This is a genomic window from Nocardia sp. NPDC051929 (genome assembly GCF_044548645.1).
Taxonomy (GTDB): domain Bacteria; phylum Actinomycetota; class Actinomycetes; order Mycobacteriales; family Mycobacteriaceae; genus Nocardia; species Nocardia sichangensis.
On sequence record NZ_JBIUCG010000005.1, the window covers coordinates 53,614 to 77,097 of the forward strand.

3 protein-coding genes (1 of these 3 only partly in view) are annotated in these 23,484 nt (G+C 70.5%); all 3 read left to right on the forward strand.

The features are described from left to right. Tightly spaced (each overlapping or abutting the next), the 3 genes in view from ACIHAX_RS07825 to ACIHAX_RS07835 form a layout consistent with a single transcriptional unit that may run on beyond the window. A protein-coding gene (locus ACIHAX_RS07825; RefSeq protein WP_397276413.1) for an SDR family NAD(P)-dependent oxidoreductase crosses the window boundary here: on the forward strand, window positions 1-9,754 show its 3' portion. 12,005 nt of this gene lie to the left of the window's left edge; only the last 9,754 of its 21,759 coding nucleotides appear in the window; the start codon falls outside the window, past its left edge; it ends in the stop codon at window positions 9,752-9,754. After that, window positions 9,751-21,663 (forward strand): thioester reductase domain-containing protein, encoded by an 11,913-nt coding sequence (locus ACIHAX_RS07830; protein ID WP_397276415.1) that lies wholly within the window; start codon window positions 9,751-9,753, stop codon window positions 21,661-21,663. Before ACIHAX_RS07825 ends, ACIHAX_RS07830 begins: the two co-directional genes overlap by 4 nt. Beyond that, window positions 21,660-23,483, forward strand: coding sequence for a thioesterase domain-containing protein (locus tag ACIHAX_RS07835; protein WP_397276417.1), 1,824 nt, complete (start codon window positions 21,660-21,662; stop codon window positions 23,481-23,483). The genes ACIHAX_RS07830 and ACIHAX_RS07835 overlap by 4 nt, the downstream gene beginning before the upstream one ends. Window position 23,484: the final 1 nt, after the last annotated feature.

A 23,484-nucleotide genomic window follows, 5' to 3' on the forward strand; every position in this document is an offset into this window, starting at 1 on the left:
CTCGGCGCAGGCGACACTCGGCGATCTGGCCTACACCGCCGCGACCGCGCGGACACACTTCGAAGAACGGCTCGCGGTGGTCGCCGACACCAGCGCCGGCGCGGCGCGAGAGCTGCGTTGGCCGATTCCGATCCGTGGCCGGGTGGAGCGAACCGCGCGCACGAAGGTGGCGCTGCTGTTCACCGGGCAGGGATCGCAGTACCCGGGCATGGCACGCGAGTTGTTCGACTCCGAACCGGTCTTCCGTGACGCGCTGCGGCACTGTGACGCGGCGCTGGAGCCGATCGCGGACGGTATCGGACTGATCGAGGCCCTCTACGGCGATCACGGTCCGGAGCTGTTGCGTCGCACGGTGTTCACCCAGCCGGTGTTGTTCGCGGTCGAGTGGGCGCTGTGGGAGCTGTGGCGGTCGTGGGGGATCGCCCCGGCGGCGGTGCTCGGGCACAGCGTCGGGGAATACGTCGCGGCCTGCGCCGCCGGGGCGATGAGCGTGGAGGACGCCCTGCGGCTCGTGGCCGTGCGCGGTCGCCTGATGCAGCGCCTGCCGGACGGAGGCGCGATGGTGGCCGTCGACGCCCCCGCCGAGCAGATCTCGCCGCTCGTCGCACGGTATGCGCCCGCGGTGTCGATCGCGGGATACAACGGACCGGCTCTGGTGGTGGTCGCCGGACCGCGAGCCGCACTCGATCCGCTGCGCGAGCAGTTGTCGGCCGACGGTATACGGTCCGCCGATCTCACCGTCTCGCACGCCTTCCACTCCGCGGCGATGGACCCGATTCTCGACGACCTCGCCGCGGCGGCGTCCCGGGCGAGGATGTCCGATCCCGTGATTCCGCTGATCTCCAACCTCACCGGTGCGGTGCTGCGCCCGGGCGAACTCGACCCGCGGTACTGGGCGCGGCATGCGCGTCAGCCGGTCCGGTTCGCACAGGGCTTGCGTGCGCTGGCCGAGCTGGGGATCGACGAGTTCCTCGAAATCGGGCCGCATCCGACGTTGTCCGCGCTCGGCGGGCGCGTGCTGGGTGACTCGGCGCGGTTCGTCGCGTCGCTGCGTCGCGGCCGTGGTGATCGCGAGATGATGATGACGGCGCTGGGACGCCTGTATGTCGGGGGCGTGGCGGTGGACTGGGAGCAGGTGCACCGTCCGCACGATCGTCGGCGCGTGTTCGCCCCGACGTATCCTTTCCAGCGGCAACGCTATTGGGTCGAATCCCGGTCCTACGCCGCTGGGGCGGCACCGAGCAGCGCTGGCGACGGGCACACGCTTATCTCCACGCGGTCGGGCAGCGTCTCGGAGGAGCCCGGAACCGCACCGACACCCGCCGTGGGCTACTCGACGCGTCCGGTCGACGCAGTCCTTCCGCACTCTGAGGCCGCCGGCGCAGGACACTCGAAGGTTTCGATGCATCTGCATGCCGAGCTATCGGATCGCAGCGTCACGACCCATCCAACTCGCGGTTACGAGACGGTCCCGGGATCGGGCATCGCAGCCGAGCCGAATCCTCTGACGCACCTCGGGGCCGCGCCTCCGTCGGCCGAGGTGGATGCCGTCCCTTATGCGGGTCTTCGGACGCGGCAAGAGATCGCCGCGGCTGCGGCCCGGCAGGCAGATCATTCGATATCGAGCAGCACCGCGACGAATTTCGATCTGACGCTCGGGCCGGATTCTCCGTCATATCTGGCCGACCATGTCGTGGATCGGACTGTCGTCGTGCCGGGCGCCTGGTTCGTCGCCACCATCGCCGACATCGCGCGCGGACTCGTCGCCGGTGACGTCGTCGCGATCGAGGACCTCGTGATCACCAGCGGACTCGCGCTGACCGGCCCGCAGCAGGTACGAATCGTCTTCGACCCGGCCGCCGACGGATTCGCGGTGCACGTGCGGACGGAAAGCTCAGGCACACACGCCCGCGCCCATGTCCGCACCGGAACGCACCGGATCCCGGATGGTGCCTCTCTCGGGGAGATTCTCGGCGCCTGCCCGGAACACCTGGGCGCAGCGGAGTTCTACCAACGGCTGACCCGCGCGGGCCTGCCTTACGGACCGGCGTTCCGCCGTGTCGTCGGCCTGCGCCTGGGTCGGCGCGAAGCCTTGGCCACGTTGTCGGATTTCGAGACCGATACCGGCCCTGGGGCGGTGCACCCGGTTCTGCTGGACGCGGCGTTCCAAGCCACCTACGCGGCGATGTCGCCGCGGGCCGACGAGCAGACGTGGGTGCCGTTCGCGGTGGACCAGGTACTCGTCTCCGCCGCGGCGGGCACCGTTCGATTCGGCCATGTGCGCGTCCTCGAGCAGACGCCGCAGCTGTGTGTCGCCGATGTTCGACTGCTCGATGAGGAGGGCTCTGCGGTGCTGGTCGCGAACGGATTGCGAGTGATGCCCACGCCGAATTCGGCCGGGCAGTCGTCCGCCCCGGCGTCCCCCGATCGGTCGGTCGCGGACACCTACCGGATCGACTGGCGGGAGACCGGCCCGGCGGCACCGGCCTCCGCGGCCGGGCGCTGGCTCGTCATCGGTGCGCCCGGAAGCTTCGCCGACGACGTCGCGGACGACTTGCGGGCACGTGGCGGGGAGTGTGTAGTCGCCAGGCCCGGTGACGGGTTCAGGTTCCGCGGGGAAGACGAGTTCGAGATCGACCTCGGCGTGCCCGCGGCCGTGCGGGCGTTGCTCGGCGCGGTGGACGACGGTCGCGCACCGCTGCGCGGGATCGTCTCCGCGGTCGCGTTGTCCGACGAGGACGCGCCCGCACCGGTGGCCGCGGAACGTCTGGTGGTGGGCGCGCTGCATCTCGTGCAGGCCGCGGCGCTGGCCGGAGAACCGGCGGTGTGGCTGCTCACCCGTCACGGTCAGCGAGTCGAGCCTTCCGATCGGGTGGCGCCGCAGCAGTCGGCGCTGTGGGGATTCGCCCGCAGCGCGCAGCTCGAACACCGCGAAATGGGCTGTCATGTAATCGATCTCGATAAGGACGCCGACGTTCGCTCCGTGGTCGACACGTTCTTGACACCCTCGTCGCCGCGGCAGCTCGCGCTGCGTCAGGGGCGTCGTCGGGTGCCTCGGCTCGTGCCGTTGACAGTGCCCAGCGCGCCGACGGTCGCCTCCGGCGCGGGTGGGACGGTGCTGATCACCGGTGGCCTGGGTGGGGTCGGTCTGCGGCTGGCTCGCTGGTTCGTCGATCGCGGTTGGCCGGACCTGGTTCTCGCCGGGAGGTCCGCGCCCGATGCTCGAGCGGAGTCCGCCATCGCCGAATTGCGGGGGCGTGGCGCTCGGATCGAGGTGCGGTCGCTCGACGTCGCCGACCGTACGGCCGTGGCGGCCACGCTGACGTGGATCGACCGTGAGCTGCCGCCGCTGGCGGGCGTGGTGCACCTGGCCGGGGTGCTCGACGACGGCGTGATCGCCGAGCAGACGGCCGCACGGGTCGGGCGGGTGCTCGCGCCGAAGACGTTCGGGGCATGGCATCTGCACGAGCTGACCGAGAGCCGGTCCTTGCGATTCTTCTTGCTGTTCTCCTCGGCCGCGGCAGTGGTCGGACTGCCCGGTCAGGCCGGCTACGCCGCCGCGAACGCCTTCCTCGACGGCGTGGCCGAGTCGCGCGACGCGTCTAGCACGCCCGCGCTGTCGATCGCGTGGGGCCCGTGGGCGGACACGGGAATGGTCGAGCGGCTCAGCAGCGGCGCGGTGCAACGGCTGGCCCGCCGTGGTTACGGCCTGCTGCGGCCCGACCGGGCTTTCGACACGCTCGCCGAACTGATCGGTTCCGCGGCTCCGGCGGTCACCACTATGCCGTTGACGATGTCGGGTATGACCGCCGCCGACGTGCCGGACGTGCTGCTGGACTTCGTCGCGCCGATCGAAAATGCGTCCACGCCGACAGATTCGGCCGCCGACCTGTCCGCGCGGACGGAGGCGCTGGTGCGCCGCTGCCTCGGGTTGGCGCCCGGCGATGATCTCGATCGGCCGCTGCACGAACTCGGGCTGGACTCGGTCGCGGCGCTCGAGATCCGCGACGAACTGTCGCGCTCCAGCGGTCACCGCCTGCCCGCCACCCTCGCTTTCGAGTACCCCACCCCGCGCGCGGTGGTCGGCCTGCTGGTGCGGCTGACCTCCGCGCAAGCGCCGTCCGCGCCGCCGCCGATCGACAGCAATGGCGATTCCTCCGATCGGACGGCGGCGCGGACGCCCGCTCCCCGGCTGAACGTGGAAATGGCCGTGGGCGGCACCGTGCCGATGTCGAACGGCGTCGCGACCGTGCCGCCGCGGGCAACGGATACCGCCCCACACACTCACCAGACCGGCACAAACGACGCGGCCGCTGCCGACCGCTCGGCTTCGCGCGACCGGCGGCCCGTGACCGCGCACGCATCGGCAGACCCGTTCGGGTCGTCCGCGCCGACCGCGCCCAGCGTCGGTCGGCAGGAGGTTCGACATGCGTCGGCCGAGTCGTTCGCATCGCGCGAGACACCGACCGCGGCCGCCATCTCGAACACCGATCGCCACATCGACGCGGTGGGGGACATCGCGATCGTGGGCGTGAGCGGACGCTACCCGGGCGCAGACGGGCTCGACGAGTATTGGCGGGTGCTGGTCGAGGGACGCGACTGCGTCACCGAGATCCCGCGGCAGCGGTGGGATCACAGCCGCTATTTCGTCCCCGACCGCCACAACCCTTTCACCGCGTACACCAAGTGGGGCGGGTTCCTCGACGACGTCGACTGCTTCGATCCGCTGTTCTTCGCCATCTCCCCGCGCGAGGCGGAGATCCTGGACCCGCAAGAGCGGCTGTTCCTGCAAACCGCCTGGGCCGCATTGGAAGACGCCGGACACTCCCGGGCCGACCTGGCCCGTGGCGGCCTGCGTCCGGAGCAGGCCGGTGTGTTCGTCGGTGTCATGTGGGGCACCTATCAGATGTTCGGGGCCGAGGAGTCCCGGCTCGGGCGCGGCACGCTGCCCGGGTCGACGTTCTGGAGCATCCCGAACCGTGTCTCGCACGCCCTGGACTTCCAAGGGCCGAGCATGGCGGTGGACACGGCGTGCTCGTCCTCGCTCACCGCACTGCACCTGGCCTGCCAGAGCATCCGGACCGGCGAATGCAGGCTGGCGCTGGTCGGCGGCGTCAATCTGTCACTGCACCCGTACAAATTCGTCGCGCTCAGCCAGGGGCAGTTCGCCTCCACCGACGGCCGCTGCCGTTCCTTCGGCGCAGGGGGCGACGGGTATGTGGCCAGTGAGGGTGTGGGGGCGCTGGTGCTGCGGCCGCTGGCCGACGCCGAAGCCGACGGCGACACCATCTACGGCGTCATCAAGGGCACCGCGATCAACCACGGCGGCCGGGTCAACGGGTTCACGGTGCCCAATCCCGACGTGCAGGCGGCGGTGATCCGCTCGGCGCTGCGCACCGGTGGCGTGGACCCGGCGTCGGTCTCCTACGTCGAAGCGCACGGCACCGGCACCGCGCTGGGCGACCCGATCGAAATCGCCGGTCTGGCAAAGGTGTTCGGCACGTCCGGCGTGACCGAGCTGCCGATCGGTTCGGTGAAGTCCAATGTCGGCCACCTCGAGGCCGCGGCCGGTGTCGCGGCGCTGACGAAGGTGCTCCTACAGTTGCGCCACCGGACCATCGTGCCGTCGCTGCACGCCACGCCGCCCAACCCGAACATCGACTTCGCGGCCACACCGTTCCGAATCCCGTCCCGCCCGCTGCCATGGCCCGGCGGAGATCCGGCGCGGCCGCGCCGGGCGACGGTGAGTTCGTTCGGGGCAGGCGGGGCCAACGCGAACGTGGTGATCGAGGAGTACGTGGATCGCAGGCCGCAGACGCGGTTCAGCGGCGGTCAGGTCGTCCCGGTCTCCGCGCGCGACGGCGAGCGGCTCACGGAGTACGTCACCGCGCTGGATCGTTTCCTCTCCGGGCAGCAGCCGAACCTCGCCGATCTGGCCTTCACCATGCAGGTGGGTCGGCAGGCGGGCAGCGCGCGCGCCGCGTTCGTCGCGCGCGACATCGGCCAGTTGCGCGCCGCGGTCCGCGCCTGGGTCGAGGACGTGCCGGGCGCTAGATCCTGCCGGGACGCGGCGGAGGATTCCCGGATCGCGCGTTGGCTCGGCGGTAAGGACCTCGATTGGGCCACCGTCCGTGATCCGGGACCGCGACGCCGGATTCCCGCGCCCACGTACCCGTTCGCCCGAGAGCGGTACTGGATTCCGGACGTCGCGTCCAGCGTGGAACCGGGTGCCGGGCACAGTGACCAGTCCACATTCACGCCGGACAACACCTCACTGCCGCAGCCCACGTCGACTTCGGGACCTGTTCCGGTCGCGCAACCCGCGCTGAATGGGCAGGCCACGCTCCAAGCGGGAGCACCGCAACCCGTATCAGCGCAATGGCTCGCACTCGAGCCGTTGTCGGAGCTTTCGACGGGCGGATTCGAGACGGAGGCCGGGATGCGGGAGTCCGCGCCGACCCGCCGGGCAGCAGCGCAACGGTTGCTGGTCCCGGTCTGGCGAGAAGCCGCGCTGCCCGGCGGTGACCTGCGTTCCCGCCGCGCCCTGCTGGTATACGACGCGCGAACCCCGCACCACCTGCTGGAGGCGCTGACCGCCGCTACCGGTGATCCGGGCCGCCTGGTGCGGCTCTCCGAACTACCGGGCGACCTGCACCGCGACGACTTCGACGCGGGCGCTGCGCTCGGCCGGGCGCTCGCGGCCCGTTATCCCGACACCGACTGCGTCCTCGATGTGGGCGATCTCGTCCCCGCGGCGACCGGACGACCCACCGGCGACCTCGGCCGAATGGGGTTCTACCAAGGCGTGATCGAGGCGCGCGCCGGTTCGCTCGCGCTGCTGCACATCGCCGCCGGACACCCCGGCGCGGACGGCCCGGAGTCCGCGCCGCTGGGCGGCCTGGTCGCCGCGCTCGCCGAGGAGATCCGCGACGTGCGCACACGGAGCGTCCATATAGGTGACGAGCGCGACGCGGTGTGCGCCGATCCCGCGCGATTGCTGACGATACTGGGCGCGGAGAGCGCGGCCACCGAGGACAGCGCGCCGCGGGTGCGGTATCGCGGTGGAATACGCGAAGCCGTCGAACTCACCGACGCGACAGCCCGCGACGGTCTGGTGGTGGATCCCGCCCGCACCTATGTGGTGACCGGCGGCACGCGCGGACTGGGTGCGGCGTTCGCGGCGGCGTTGGCCGAACGCGGAGCGCGCCGCTTGGCCGTCCTTGGCCGGGAACCGCTACCGCCGCAGACGGAATGGGACCGGGTCGCTGCCGGAACCGGCCCCGAGGCGGAGAAGGTTCGGCGGCTGGTGCGGTTGCGTGACCGCGGCGTCGCCGTGCGCACCTACTTCGGCAGCCTCACCGACGAGGCGGGCTTGTCCGGCTTCTTCGACCGAGTGCGCAACGAGCTGGGCCCGATCGGCGGCGTGCTGCACTGCGCGGGAAGCGTATCCGCGGAGAGCCCGGCGTTCGTGCGCAAGACCGGCGACGCCGTCGCGACCGTGCTCGCGCCCAAATTGGGGGGCACCGCGGTCCTCGCCGACGTCCTGGCCGCCGACCGTCCCGACTTCTTCGTCTTGTTCTCCTCGGTGTCGGCCGTGCTGCCCGGCTTGTCGGTAGGCCTGTCGGACTACGCGATGGCCAACGCGCACCTCGACCGCTTCGCCGAGGCCCAGCACGCCCTGGGACGACACTGGTTCCGGTCGATCAATTGGCCGTCGTTCCGTGACACCGGGTTCGGCGAGGTGACCAGCGCGGCCTACCGCGCCACCGGCCTGCCCACCCTCAGCGCCGAGGAAGGATTCGAGCTACTCGACGCGGCACTGGGTCTACCCGCCCCGGTAGTCTTGCCCTATCACGGTGCGGCACTTCATCTTTCGACACGGACGAATCGACCTGCGGCAGAGGTGGCGCCCGTGCCGACCGCGCGGCCCACGGCGGCGAACGGCTCCGCGGCGGCGTATCAGGAATTGCTGCGCATCTTCTCCGACGAACTGAAATTGGCCCCCGCCCGCTTCGAGGGCGACAAACGGTTCGAGGAGTACGGCGCGGATTCGGTGTTGATCGCCTCGGCGGTGCGCCGGATCGAGCAGGTCGTCGACGCGCCCTTCGACCCGGCGCTGGTACTGGAGTTCCCGACCCTGGACGACTTGGCGGGTCTGTTGACCGAGCAGTTCCCGGAACGTTTCGCGCCCGAAGCGCCGCCGGATCCACCGGCCGATCCGCAGCGGCCACCGGCTGATCATCAACGCACACTCGACAGCGGGACATACCGTCCCAGTGCGGCCACCTGGGCGGCCGACGCCCGCAGTGGCCGGGCAGCCGAGCCCATCGCCGTGGTCGGCATCGGTTGCCGCCTTCCGGGCGGCGACACTCCGGACGCGTTCTGGCGCCTGCTCGCCACGGGCGCCTCCGGCATCCGGGAGGTGGACCCGGCTCGCTGGGATCCCGCCCGGTTCTACCGCCCGGGCGGCGGGCCCGGTCTGACCAACAGCAAATGGGGCGGGTTCGTCGACGGTGTCGATCTGTTCGATCCGCGGTATTTCGGGGTCACCGACGAGCTCGCTTGGCAGATGGACCCGTTGCAGCGGCTGCTGCTCGAGACGTCGGTGCTGGCCACCACCGACGCCGGATACCGGCGCGAAGAGTTGGCGGGCAAGCGAGTCGGCGTCTACGCCGGCAGCAGGGCGGCGAATTACTTCAACCGCATCCCGGTCGCCGACCGGCACACCATCATCGGCATCGGGCAGAACTTCATCGCAGCGCGCATCTCGGACTTCTTCGACTGGCACGCGGGCAATGTCGTGCTCGACAGCGCGTGCTCGTCGTCGTTGCTGTCGGTGCATCTGGCCTGCCAGGCGTTGCGGGCGGGCGAGGTCGACGCGGCGCTGGCCGGTGGGGTCGAAGTGCTGCTCGACGAGATGCTGTTCGTCACGTTGTCGGCGGCGGGTGTGCTCTCGCCGAACGGGCGGTGCGCGACGTTCTCCGAGGACGCCGACGGTTTCGTGCCGGGCGAGGGCGCGGCGCTGCTGATGCTCAAGCGGCTGGACGACGCGCTCGCCGACGGCGATCGGGTCTACGCGGTGCTGCGCGGCTCGGCGATCGGCAACGACGGGCACACGATGGGCATCACCACACCCAACATGCGGGCACAGATCGAGGTGGTCACCGCGGCGCTCGAAGTGGCGGGCATGTCCCCGGACGCGCTGTCGTATCTGGAGGCGCACGGCACCGGCACCATGATCGGCGACCCCATCGAACTGAAGGGGTTGGCGACCGTGCTGGGCGACCGGTCGCGCGGCCCGGAGCCGTGCGCGGTCGGCAGCGTGAAAACCAATATCGGGCACCTGCTGTCCGCGGCGGGCATCGCCGGGGCGGTCAAGACGATCCTGGCCGTGCACCACGCGGCGCTGCCGCCGTCGCTGCACTGCGACAACCTCAATCCGCGATTCCAGTTCGCCGGATCGCCGCTGCAGGTCAACCGAGAACTGCGCCCGTGGCGTCCGGCCGACGGCAGGCCCCGCGCGGCGGGCGTCAGCTCGTTCGGCTTCGGCGGCACCAATGCCCACCTCATCGTCGAGCAGGCGCCCGATGGGCACCGTCCGACACGCCACCCCCTGGATCCACCCGCCTTCCGCAAGAGGAGCTTCATGCTGCCGAAAACGGTTCCCAGCACATCGACGGAGCCCGCGCCGCGGATCGTGGTGCCGATCAGCGCGCCCGCACCGTCGTTCCTCCAGGTGGAGCCGCTGCGATGAGCGGGATCGAATTGGACAGCTTCGCCACCACCCTGCGCGCCGAGGACCCGGTGGTGCGCGACCATCGCGTGCACGGTGTACGGATCCTGCCGGGCGTGGTGTATCTCGACATGATCCTGCGCGCGGCGATGGCGGCGGGGTACCGGCCCGGCGAACTGACGATCCGAGAGGCGTTGTTCCAGCGTCCGGTCGCCCTCGCCGACGACGGCGCGGTGCGCATCGCGTTCCGCGTGGATCGTCCGACCGGCCGGATCGCCATCGACGTCCAGAGCCTGGACGCGAAAGGCGTGCCGGTCGGCGCGATCGAGCCTGTCGCGGAATGCGTTGTGGTGCGGTCTGCTTCCTCCGATCAGCCGCCGGGGATCGATGCGGCCGAGTTGCGGGCGGCGTCCCGTGCGCGTGGCATGGCGGAGCTGTACGCCCAGACCGGCGGCCGCGGTATCGATCATCGCGAATTCATGTGCGCCACTGGGTATTTCGCTCGGCGCGACGATGTGGTCACCGCGACGCTCGGTCTCGGCGCGGAGGCCGCGGCGCATCTGCCCGGCTTCCTGCTGCATCCCACGTTCCTGGACGCCTCCACGATCGTGCCGTTCATCGATCCGCAGCGGCTCGGCGTGGACGACGACAGCGCGTTCATCCCCATCTTCTTCGGCGACGTCCGCGCCTGGCGCCCGACGCCCGAGGAGGTGCTCGTGCGAGCGGCGGTCCGCGGCGGCGGGCACGGCGGGGACCTGCTCGAAGCCGATGTGGCGCTCTACGACCGGGACGGAGCCCCGGTGGCGCGGTATCGACTGACGTCCAAGCGCGTGCGTGGCAGCGCGGATATCCAGCGGTTGCTGACGCGGCCGCAGGCAGCACCCACGGGACAAGCCACGCCGCGACCGACGACTGTGCCGGTGGCCTCGGGTGATCCGCGTGCGGTGATCACCGCCGATCTGGCCGCTCTCGTGGCCGGTGAACTCGGCGCCGACGCCGCGGGGATCGCCACCGACGTCGGGTTCTACGAGCTCGGATTGGATTCCGGTCGTCTGCTGCGGCTGACCGCCGAGTTGGAGGCGAGGGTCGGCGAGCCGCTGTATCCGACGCTGCTGTTCGAGTACCAGACCATCGACGCGCTCGCCGGACATCTCGCCGACACCGCCGGCGCGAAGTATCGCCCCGCCACGTCGGCCCCGGACACCGTGCCCGTTGAATCCACCGTGGTCGCCGAGGTGGCGGGCCCGCCGACAGTTGACCAGGTCGCGTCGCCGGAATCGGTAGCGGCGGAAGACCTCGTCGTTTTCGGGTTCGACTGGGAGCCCGACACCACCGCGCATACGCGTCGGGAACCCACCAGCCTGCTCGTCTTCGATACCGCCGAGCACCCTTACCCGCACGGCGCGGCCGCGACTGTCATCCGGGTCCGTCCCGGTGGCGAGTTCGTCTCCGGTACAGACGCTTTCGTCGTCCACCCGGCGGACGCACGGCACATGGAGTCGCTGGTCGACCAGCTGACGGCCCGGCGGCTGCGCTTCGACGCCGCGGTGTACCTGTGGCCCGAAACGACGACAGACAGTGACCCGCAGGCGCTGATCGAACGGGTGTACCTGCCGCTGCGCGATCTGCTGCGCGCGGTCGCGGGAGTGTCCGAACCGCCGGTGCGCCTGGTGCTGGCTCTCACACCGGCGACACCCGCGGGTGAATCGAGTTGCGCCCTCCTGGGCGGTGCGGCCCGCACACTGCGGCTCGAGCAGCCGCAACCGTTGCTGCGGGCCATCCAACGCGACCCCGCCCGTCCGATCGACGACATCGTGGCCACCGAGCTGGGCGTCGACGAACGCGACCCCGCCACCGAGATCCGCTACCACGGCGCAGAACGCCGGATCCGCCGGACCCGCCCGCTCACCGATGCCACGCCGAGTTCCGGCGACGCGGTGCTGCGCACGGGGTCGGTGGTCGTCGTCACCGGTGGATTCGGCGGGATCGCCCGTCACCTGGCCCGCCGCCTCGCCGCCGAGTACAGCGCACGGCTGGTGCTGGTATCGCGCCGTCCGCTCGACGCGTCGGCCGCGGGACTGCTGGCCGAGCTCGGCGAACTCGGCGCGGAAGCCGTACACGTGCGCGCCGACGTGTCGGTCGCGGCCGACGCCGAACGCGTCGCCACGATCGCCCACGCCACCTTCGGGCCGGTCGACGTGCTCTACCACGGTGCGGGTCAGTTGCGCGACGGACTGCTGTCCGGCAGCAGCCGCGACGACGCGAGAACCGTTCTCGCACCGAAGGTCTACGGCGTCGAGCACTTGACGCGGGCGCTGCCGGAGACCCGCCTGACCGTGTTGTTCTCCTCGGTCTCCGCGGTGCTGGGCAACCCGGGGCAAGCCGATTACGCGGCGGCCAACCGCTATCTCGACGTCTTCGCCGAACAGCGCGACCGAGCCGGAAGCAGGACGATCAGCATCGGCTGGCCGCTGTGGGCCGAAGGCGGTATGCGTCCGCCCGCCGAGCAGATAGCCGCGCTGCGGCGCGCCGGTGTGGGACTGCTGCCCACCGCGACCGGACTGGACCTGCTGTTGTCCTGCGCGACGCTCCACCGCGCACAACTGGCCGCGGTATGGGGCCACAGCGACATCCTGCGAGCACGACTACAACCGGCGACCGCACCGTCCGACGCGCCATCCGCGCCGGGCGATGCGCATCACGCGACCGTGCCGGTCGACGAGCATCGCAAGTCCGTCGAGGAGCCCATCGCGATCGTCGGAATCAGCGGCCGCTACCCCGACGCGGAGGACATCGAGGAGTTCTGGCGCAATCTGCGCGACGGACACGACGCGGTCGGCCCGGTCCCCGCCGAACGCTGGTGGCTCACCTCCGTCCGAGGCACGCCCGGCGCGCCACCGATGACCGGCGGATTCCTGCGTGACGTGGGTGGTTTCGACCCCCAGTTCTTCCGCATCCCGCCGGTTCAGGCGCCGCTGCTTGACCCGCAGGAGCGATTGTTCCTGCAGCAGGCGTACGCGGCGCTCGAGCATGCCGGCTACCACCACACCGACCCGGCCGTGCGCGACCGCCGGGTGGGTGTGTTCGTAGGCGCCACCTGGAGCGACTACCGGCTGCTCGGAGTGGCGGCCAGCCGCGACGGCGATCCGGTCGCGGTGGCCTCGATCCCGTCGTCGATCGCGAACCGCACCTCCTACACCCTCGGTCTGCGTGGACCGAGCCTCACCGTGGACACCGCGTGTTCGGCGTCGCTGACCGCACTGCATCTGGCGCGGCGCAGCCTGCTCGACGGCGAATGCGACGCGGCGCTCGTCGGCGGGGTGAACCTGTTGCTGCACGAGGACAAATTCCTGCTGCTGCACAGCCTGGGCATGATGTCCGAGAGCGGCCGGTGCAGGCCCTTCGCCGCGAGCGCCGACGGCTATGTGCCCGGCGAAGGCGTCGGGGCGCTGTATCTGAAGCCGCTGTCGGCCGCCCGCGCCGACGGCGACACCATCCACGGCCTGATCCTCGGCAGCGCGGTGAATCACGGCGGGCAGACCTCCGGGTACAGCGTGCCGCATCCAGGGGCGCAAGCCGACGTGATCGGCGAGGCCCTGCGCGCCGCCGGGGTCGACCCCGCCGCGATCGACTACCTCGAGGCGCACGGAACCGGGACACCGCTCGGCGATCCGATCGAAATAGCCGGGCTGGCCGCCGCTTTCGGCAGGAACGACGGCGGCCGCTCCCGCGCACTCGGGTCGACGAAGTCGAACATCGGCCACCTGGAAGCGGCTGCGGGCGTCGCGGGTCTCACCCGGGTGCTGTTGCAGCTGCGTCACGGCCGGATCGCGCCGACATTGCATGCCGCACAGGTCAATCCGGCCATCGCGTTCAACTCGGTGCCGTTCCGCTTACCGCGTGAACTGGAGGATTGGCCGCGCCGCACCGTCGACGGCGTCGCGGTGGCGCGGCACGCGGGTATCAGCGCCTTCGGGGCGGGCGGCGCCAACGCTCACGTGGTGCTCGCGGAGTTCATCGACGACCGAGTGCGTCCGGGCGCCACCGGTGAACCCGAGATCTTCGTGCTGTCCGCGCGCACTCCGGAGCGGCTGCGCCGCTATGCCGAAATCATGGCACGGCACTTCCGCACCCTCGACCCCGCGGATTTCCTCGACGCGGTGCGCACCTTGCAAGTAGGCAGGCCCGCACTGGCCCACCGGCTCGCGGTGGTCGCGTCCTCGCCGCTCGAGGTGGCCGACGCGCTCGATCAGTTCGGCGCCGACCAGCTCGGCCCCGTGGTCACCGGCAGCGTCGACGCACACACCCGGCCACCGCTGTACGCGCCCGCGGCGGACGACCGAGAGCTGGCCAGGCAGTGGGTCGCGGGTGCCGACGTCGACTGGCGTGGACGCGGCGGGCCGCGCCAGCGAATCCCGCTGCCCGGCTATCCGTTCGAGCGCACCGACTACTGGATCATCGCACCGCCGCGTGCGGGGTTCGATGCCGCGGTGGAGCGGTTCGACGCGTCCATCCAGCCCGCGGGCACAGTGGAGCCCGGTAAGGCCGAACTCGGCCGCTACGCGGCGATGCTGCTGTTCGCCACCTTCGCCGGAATGGGGCTCACGCCGGGGGAGTGGACCACGCGGTCGCTGGACGCGCGCCTTGGTGTGCGGCCCGAATTCGACCGGCTACGCACCAGCTGCCTGGATATCCTGCGGCGACATGGGCTGGTGCGATGGCACGACGACCGGATCGAAGTGCCTGGTCCGCCACCCGGTACCGGCGGGATGCGCGCCGACCTGCTCGCGCGCTTCCCGGAGACCGAACCATACGTGGCCTTGCTCGATGCCTGCCTGGCCGCCTATCCGCGCGTACTGCGCGGCGAGATGTCCGCGACCGAGGTGCTGTTCCCCGGCGGGGACCTCGAACTGGTCGGCGCGATCTATCGCGGCAACGCCGCCTACGACTTCACCAACGGATTGCTCGCCGGATTGGTGTCGGACGTGGCGCAGCGGCATGGCGAGACCCGGCCGGTGCGGATCGTGGAAGTCGGCGCGGGCACCGGCGGTTCCACGCACGCGGTGCTCGACGCGCTCACCGAACGCGGGATCGCGTTCGACTATCACTACACCGACGTATCGCACAGTTTCGTCGCGCACGGCCGACGCACCTTCGGTACGCGGTCGAACGTGCGGTTCGGCGTGCTGGACATCGAGACGGATCCGATCGCGCAAGGCTTCCCCGCACACCAGGCCGATCTGGTGATCTGCGCCAACGTCCTGCACGCGACGCGGTCGATCGACGCGACGTTGCGCAACGTCCGGCGGCTGCTCGCGCCCGGTGGCGTGCTCGCCTGTACCGAAGCGACCGCCGACCTCGAGGTTCTCGCGCTGACGTTCGGCCTGCTGGAGGGCTGGCACGCGTATCGCGATCCCGAGGCGCGTCTCCCGTATTCGCCGTTGCTGTCCGAATCGCAGTGGCGGGACGCCATGAGTGCGGCGGGTTTCTCTGAAATCCGCGCCTGGGGTCCCGGCCTGTCGGAGGACCCGGAGCCGAGTTTCCGGTTGCTGGCCGCGGTCAGCGCCACCACGCTGCCCGCTGTCGCCTTACCCCCGGCCGATGTGCAGCCCGCCACCGCGCGAGTCGGCCTCGCCGATACCGAGAACCCGCCCGCCGGTGCGCGGCCGGACGCGGAACCGGCCACCGTGAGTGGTGCGGCCGCCCTGGAAGCCGAACTCGTCGCCCTCGTCGCCGAGGGCCTCGGTGTCGGGCGCGGCGAGGTGCGCGCGGAGCTGCCGCTGTCGGACTACGGCGTCGATTCCATTCTCGCGGTGAAGATCATCGATCGAGTCAACGCCCGCTACGACTTGGCGCTGCGACCCACGGTGGTGTTCGACCATCCGTCGGTGCGGCTGCTCAGCAGGCACATGGCCGAACAAGGCGCTTCCGCTCCTCGAACCGCCACCGCGCCGCCCGCACGGCCCAGCGAAAGGTCAACATCGATGGACATCGCCATCATCGGCATGTCCGGGCAGTTCCCGGGCGCGGCGAACCTCGAGGAGTTCTGGCGCGATCTCGCCACAGGGCGGGACGCGGTGACCGAGATCCCCGCCGGACGCTGGCCGATCGCTGAGCATTTCCGTCCCGGCCTGGCGACGCCGGGCAAGACCTACTCCAAGTGGGGCGGCTTCCTCGACGGCGTCGAAAAGTTCGATCCGGCGTTCTTCGACATAGTGCCTGCCGAAGCCGATTACATGGACCCGCAGCAGCGGCTGTTCCTGGAACACAGCTGGCTGGCCCTGGAAGACGCCGCCATCGACCCGAAGTCGTTGCGGCGCACCCGCTGCGGCGTTTTCGCCGGGTCACCCGGATCGGACTACGCCACCCTGCTGCGCAACCGCGGAACGGTCGGCTCCCATCACGTGTTCACCGGTAACAGCCCGGCCATCCTGCCTGCCCGCGTGGCCTATCACCTGGATCTCACCGGCCCGTGTCTCGGTCTGGACACCGCTTGTTCCTCGGCGCTGGTCGCGTTGCACCAGGCATGCCGCAGTCTCACCGCAGGGGAGTCGGAGCTGGCGCTGGCCGGGGGTGTCGCGGTGTTCGTGACACCCGAATACCACCTGCTCGCCTCCTCGATGGGCATGCTCTCACCACGCGGGCGATGCGCGAGTTTCGATGCCGACGCCGACGGTTTCGTGATCGCGGAGGGTGTCGGCGTGGTGGTGCTCAAGCCGTTGGCCGCCGCCGAACGCGACGGCGACCCGATCCACGGGGTGATCCGCGGGATCGGCGTCAACCACGACGGCCGCACCAACGGCATCACCGCACCCAGCGTTCGTTCGCAGACCGAACTGGAACTGGCGGTGTATCGCGACGGCGGGATCGATCCGTCCACCATCGGTTACGTCGAAACGCACGGCACCGGAACGCGGTTGGGCGACCCGATCGAACTCGAGGCACTCACCGCGGCGTTCCGTCGCTACACCGACGCGGTCGGCGTCATCCCGGTGGGATCGGTGAAATCGAACATCGGGCACGCCTCGCACGCCGCGGGCATGGCGAGCCTGTTCAAGGTGCTGCTGGCCATGCGCGCCGGACAGGTGCCGCCGTCGCTGCACGTCGCTTCGGTGAATCCGCTGCTCGGATTGGAGCAGTCGCCGTTCTTCGTCAACACCGAACTGCGGGCCTGGGACGGCGCGCCACGCCGAGCCGCGATCAGTTCCTTCGGTTTCAGCGGCACCAACGCGCACCTGGTGGTCGACGGCGCACCGGCCGTAGCGACCGCACGGCGTGCGGGGCCCGGGGAACCGCAGGTGGTGGTGCTCTCCGCGCGCAGCGCTACGAGCCTGTCGCGGATGGCGCGGACGCTGCGCAGGCAGCTCACGGCGCATCCGAATCTGTCGCTCGCCGACGTCGCGCGCACGCTCGCGGTCGGGCGCAGCGAATTCGAGCATCGGCTCGCGGTGGTCGGGGATTCGGTGGATGCGGTCGTGGCCCGGCTTGCCGCCTTCGCCGACGGCGACCGGCCTGCCGGGGTCTACACCGGAACGACCGACACCCCCGCCGCGGACCGCGACACTGCCACCGTGCTGGACGACCCGGAGGCGGTGGCACGGCAATGGGTCGAGGGCGGGCACGTCTCACATGCGGGCTGGGCCGACCCGGCCGCGCGCCGTATCCATCTGCCCGGCTACGAGTTCGACCGGGAACGGTGCTGGGCACCGGACATGAGCGCCCCTTCGTCCGAGCACACGGCGCGCCCGTCGCACAGCTCCGTTGTCGGCGAAGCCCAGGACCTCGCCGCGACGCAGCGCACCGCAGCCCCATCGACCGGCGCGGCGCCCCGCGAGCTCAGCACCGCCGCAGCGGTGGCATCCGGCACGTCAACGGTCGAGACGGCACTCGATGGACCCGCGACATCCTCGCAAGCTGTCGGAGGCTCGTCGGTGCCCGCGACACAGACGGCCGCTGCGCTCCAGGACAACAGCGCGCTCCAGAACCCTGCCGACGATCGGGCTCGTGGACTTGCTGCGCCTGATCATGCCCAGCCCACACCGCCGGACCCCACGCAGCGACGGCAGTCCGCCGAGACCTACCTCAAAGGCCTGCTCGCCGAGTACTGCCGACTCGACCCGCAGCGGATCCGCACCCGAATCCCGCTGCAGGACTATGGCATCGACTCGGTGCTGATCAGCAAGATGAACGACCGGCTGGAAACCGACTTCGGACCGATGCCGAGCACGCTGATGTTCGAATACCAGACCGTTCGCGACCTCGCGGGCTACCTCGCCGACGAGCACGGGCCGCGTCTGGCCGCCATCACCGACGACACGACGACCGCAACCGCGGCATCCGGCGGCGCACCCGCGTCGGTGGGCTCGGTCGCCTCCGAGCCCACCGCTCCCGCCAAGCATTCCGCCGACGACGCGGACGACGCCGAGGACATCGCCGTCATCGGCATGGCGGGCAAGTTCCCGATGGCGGGGGACATCGAGGAGTTCTGGGCCAACCTGGTCGCCGGTCGCGACTGCATCGTCGAGGTGCCGCCGCAACGCTGGGATCACCGCGAATACCTGTCCGACGATCCCGACGAACCGGGCACCACCTACGCGCGCTGGGGCGGATTCATCGACGACGTCGACAAGTTCGACGCTCGCTTCTTCGGCATCACCCCCAAAGACGCCGAGGAGATGGACCCGCAGCAACGGCTGTTCCTCGAAACCTCCTGGGCGGCTCTGGAAGACGCGGGTTACTCGCCCGATCGGGTACGCCGCAGCGCCGCCGCACGCGGCCTGCCGGATGCCGGCGTCTTCGCCGGGGTCGGATACGCCGAGTACCAGGCGTTCGTCGGCGTGCCGATCTCGGGGTATTTCGCGGTGGCGAATCGGGTGTCCTACCACTTCGGCTTCACCGGCCCGTCTCTCGCGGTCGACACGGCGTGCTCGGCGTCGCTGACCGCGCTGCATCTGGCCTGCGAGAGTCTGCGCCGCGGCGAAGCGGCCTACGCGCTGGCCGGTGGGGTGAACGTGTCCATCCATCCCGGCAAGTACTTGCTGCTCGGCTACGGCCGCTGGGCATCCACCGACGGCCGCTGCCGGACGTTCGGCGCGGGCGGCGACGGCTACGTGCCGGGCGAGGGTGTGGTCACGTTGGTCCTCAAACCGCTGCGGCACGCACGCGCCGACGGTGACCGCGTTTACGGCGTGATCCGGGGCAGCACCGTCAACCACGGCGGACGCACCAACGGGTTCACCGTCCCCAACCCAGTCGCCCAGGCCGACCTCATCGGCCGAGCCCTGACCGCGGCACGCGTCGACGCGGCCGACATCGGCTACGTGGAAGCCCACGGCACCGGTACCGCGCTGGGCGACCCGATCGAGATCGCGGCCCTCACCAAGGCCTATCGGCGCTCGACAGCGGAGCAGGGCTACTGCGGCATCGGCTCGGCGAAATCCAGTGTCGGACATCTGGAAGCGGCGGCGGGCGCGGCGGGCGTGGTCAAGGCGCTGCTACAACTGCGCCACGACACCATCGCGCCGAACCTGCACAGCGATCCACCGAACCCGGGAATCGACTTCGCGGCGACACCGTTCCACGTCATCGATCGGCCCACACCCTGGCCGCGCCCCGTCGACGGCACACCACGCGTCACCGCCGTCAGCTCGTTCGGCGCGGGAGGCTCCAACGCCCACATGATCCTCACCGACGCCGAGCCCGTGGCGGCAACGCCGGAAGATGGGCGGCCGAGGATCGTGGTGTTGTCCGCCCGCGACGCCGACCGGCTCGCGGAGCTGGCCGCCCGCACCGCCGATCGGCTGCGCGATCACCCGCTCGCCCTGCCCGATGTGGCGTGGACGCTGGCCGTCGGCCGGACACCGTTCGAACATCGACTCGCGGTGGTCGCCACCTCGACGGCCGAACTCGTCGAACTACTCGACAGCACAGCCGATGCCGGCGCACCCGCACCGGCGGAGGGACTACTGGTCTTCCGCGGCGTGGCCCGCACCCACCGCGACCTCGACGAGCTGCCCGGCGAATCGGATGCCGACCGCGCCGAAGTGCGCGCCCTGCTGCGGTCGGGCAACCTGCCGCGAGTCGCGGAACTGTGGGCAGGCGGATGGACCGTGGACTGGGAACAGGGCTACGAGCAGCCGTTCGGCCGGATCGTGGGTCTGCCCGGTTATCCGTTCGCCCGGCGCAGGTACTGGATCGTGCCCGAGGACTACCGCAGACGAACACCGCACGTGGTCGCGAAGACGGTGGTCACGCAGGAGATCGAGCCACCGCAGTCGGAGCAGCGCAACGGGCACTCACCGAACGGCACAGCGCTTCAGGACGTTGCGGCACCGCCGGAACCGGTCGAAACGCCCACCGCCGAAGTCGCCGCACCGGCCGTCGCCGAGTCCTCCGGTGACGAATTCGACAGCGAGTTGTGCGACCGGCTCGCCGAGCACATCCGGGAGATCTTCGCCGATCTGACCAAGTCCGACCCGGCCGAGCTCGACCTCGACGCGGAATTCGCCGACTTCGGATTCGACTCGGTGGCCACCGTTCGGATGCTCAACCGGCTGATGAAGCACTACGACGTCAAGATCCCGGCGGAATCGACCGAGCTGCATCCGACGATCGCGTCGCTGTCGCACTACCTGGTGGCCGAAGGCATCATCTCCGGCACGGCACACGACGATGCTCCGCGCCCGACCGTGGCCGCCGCGGCCACAGCGGCCCAGCAGGACATCCCCGTGGTGACGACAGAGGTCCCGATCCCGGTGCGGTCGGTCTTCATCACCGGCGTGACCGGCGTGCTGGGCGGCAAGCTGCTGCACGATCTACTCACCCGCACCGACGTCCGCGTGACCTGCCTGGTGCGCGGCAAGACCGTGGCCGCGGCCGAGCGTCGGATCAAGCACTTCCTGAGCACCTACGACCCGGAGTCGACCCTCGACGAGGCGTTCGCGCAGCGCGTCACCGCGGTGCTCGGCGACGTCTCCAGCGAACGGCTCGGCCTGGACGAGGTCACCTGGCGGCGGCTGGCCGACGACGTGGACTTGACCATCCACGCCGCGGGCCGCACCACCTTGGTCACCTTCTACGACGCCCTGGCCCCGATCAACGTCGAAGGAACCCGTCGCGCGGTGGAATTCGCGTTGCGCTCGCGCGGCAAGTACCTGGTGTACGTGTCGAGTTTCAGCGCGCTGGGCGATCGGCTCAATTTCAACAACCCGCCGTTCACCGAGCGGGATCTCGAACTGGGTCAGGGCTACGACCATCTGCCCTACCAGCAGACCAAATACGAGTCGGAGAAGCTGATCCGGGAGGCGAGCGAACGCGGACTGCTGTGGGACATCGTTCGCCCCGGCAACATCATGGGCGACAGCCGGACCGGCCGGTACCCGTTCTCCGAGGTCAGCGTCAAAGGCGCGTACTACGACATCCTCAAGACGATGATCGAGACCGGCGAGACGATGCTGACGCCGGTGCACTGGGACATCAGTCCGGTCGACTACGTCAGCGCCGCGATCGTGCACATCGCCACGCGCCGCGCCACCTACCGGGAGACCTACCACCTGACCAATCCGGACATCCGGCGCTACTACGACGTGGTCCGCTACGTCCAGCGTGCCGGGTACGAGGTGGCGTTGGTGCCGCTGGAGGAATTCCACCGCAGGGCCACCGACCGGCAGATCTACCGGCTGGGCACCGACGAGGTGTACGACAGCCAGACCCTGGAGATGTTCAAGTACGGCATCGAACTGTTCGGCACCATCCACTACGAGGAGAGTTCCTACGCCGACTGCACCTACACCCGGCGGGTGCTCGGCGCGGCGGGCATCGACTGCCCGCCGACCGAGGACCTGGTGCGGGTGTACCTGGCGCACTGCGCCGAGGTGGGCTACATCCCCGCACCCCGCGGGGCCGAGCCGACCGCGGAGGTGCTGCGGTGAGCTGCACGATCGTCTTCCCGGGGCAGGGTGCGCAGCGCACCGGGATGGGAGCGGATTTCTGCGCCGAATTCCCGCTCGCGCAAGACACTTTCGCCGAAGCGAGCGCCGCGGTGGGCGAGGACCTGCTGCGGATCTGCGTCGAGCGGGATCCGCGACTGCATCGCACGGAGTACACCCAGCCGTGCGTGCTGACGATGGAGATCGCCGCCTACCGGGTGCTGGTGAGCGAATCCGGCTGGCAGCCCGTCGCTTTCGGCGGGCACAGTCTCGGCGAGTACGCCGCGCTGGTCGCGGCGGGCGTCTTCGAACTCGCCGACGGGGTACGGCTGGTGCGCACGCGCGGCGCGCTGATGCAGCGCGCGGTGCCGGAGGGCGCGGGCGCGATGGCCGCGCTGATCCTGCCGGGCATCGCCGACTCGGGGGTGGCCGATCTGGTGGCCGAGGCAGGCGTCGAGGTGGCCAACGACAATTCCACCGATCAGCTGGTCATCAGCGGTGAACGCGACGCTGTCGCGGCCGCCCGTGTCGTGCTCGGCGAGCGCTTCCCGGAACTGCGGTTCGTCCCGTTGCGGGTCAGCGCGCCGTTCCACTCCCGCTGGATGCGCGGCATCGAGGACGAGTTCGCGGGGCATCTGGCCGAATGCACACCGCGCATACGGGCTGAGCGCGCGGTCGCGGTGACCTCGAACTACACCGGGGAGTTCCATCGGCCCGAAACCCTCGCCGAGCATCTGGTCCGCCAGATCTCCGCCCCGGTGCGCTGGACGGCGAACATGCGAGCGTTGCTGCGCTCGGGCACACCCCGCTACGAGGTGGGCCCGTCGGCACCGCTGTCGAAGTTCTTCGCGACGCTGGATGCCCCGGTGACCCGGATCGCGACGGTAGCTGATGTACGTGCGCTGCCCCTATCGAAAGCCGCTCCGGCTGAGACGGTCTCGGCGATTTCCTCGGCAGCCGCACTGACAGCGGCTGCGCCGGTCACACCGAGAACGGCTATGCCGGTCGCACCGGAACCCGCTCCGGCTGCGATGACCTCTCCGACGGCGGTTGCGGCGCAACCAATTCGCGAGGCGCAAGGGCTGACCATCCATCGCAAGAGCGCCGCGACGCCGAGCCTGCGGTTGTTCTGCTGGCCCTTCGCCGGCGGCAAGGCGGCGGCCTACACGCCGTGGCGGCGCCAGCTGCCCGACTGGATCGAGCTGTGCGTTCTGGAACTGCCTGCCCGCCAACGGCATCTGGCGCAGACGCCGATCCGGCGATTCACCGATCTGGTCGAGACGGCGTTGACCGCGGTGCTGCCGCTGACCGATCTTCCGTTCGCGTTCTTCGGCCACAGCCTCGGCGCGCTGGCCGCCTACGAGGTCGCCCGCCGCCTGCCCGAGGGGATCGCGCCACGCGCGTTGTTCCTCGGTGGTGCGGTGGCCCCGCATCTCCCCAGGCCGGGTCGGTTGTCGGAGCTAACGGACCACGAGTTCGTCGCGGCGGTAGGCCATTACGGCGGCATCCCGCCGGAAGTGCGCGAGACCCCGGAGGTGATGGCGCTGTTCCTGCCCGCGTTGCGCAGCGACTTCGAGATCTTCGACGACTACCGATTCACACCCGCCGCCGCGCCGTCGTGCCCGGCCCACCTGTTCGGTGGTCGCGACGACCGCCAGGTCGCGGTCTCCCAGCTGGAGGCCTGGCGCGACGTCCTGCCTGGACTGCGCTCCACCGAGCTGCTGCCCGGCGGCCACTTCTTTCTCGTCGAGCAGCGGGCAGCGCTGCTCGACTCGCTCGCGGACAAGCTCGCCGCTGTCCGCCCCGACGCGGTATCCGCCTGAT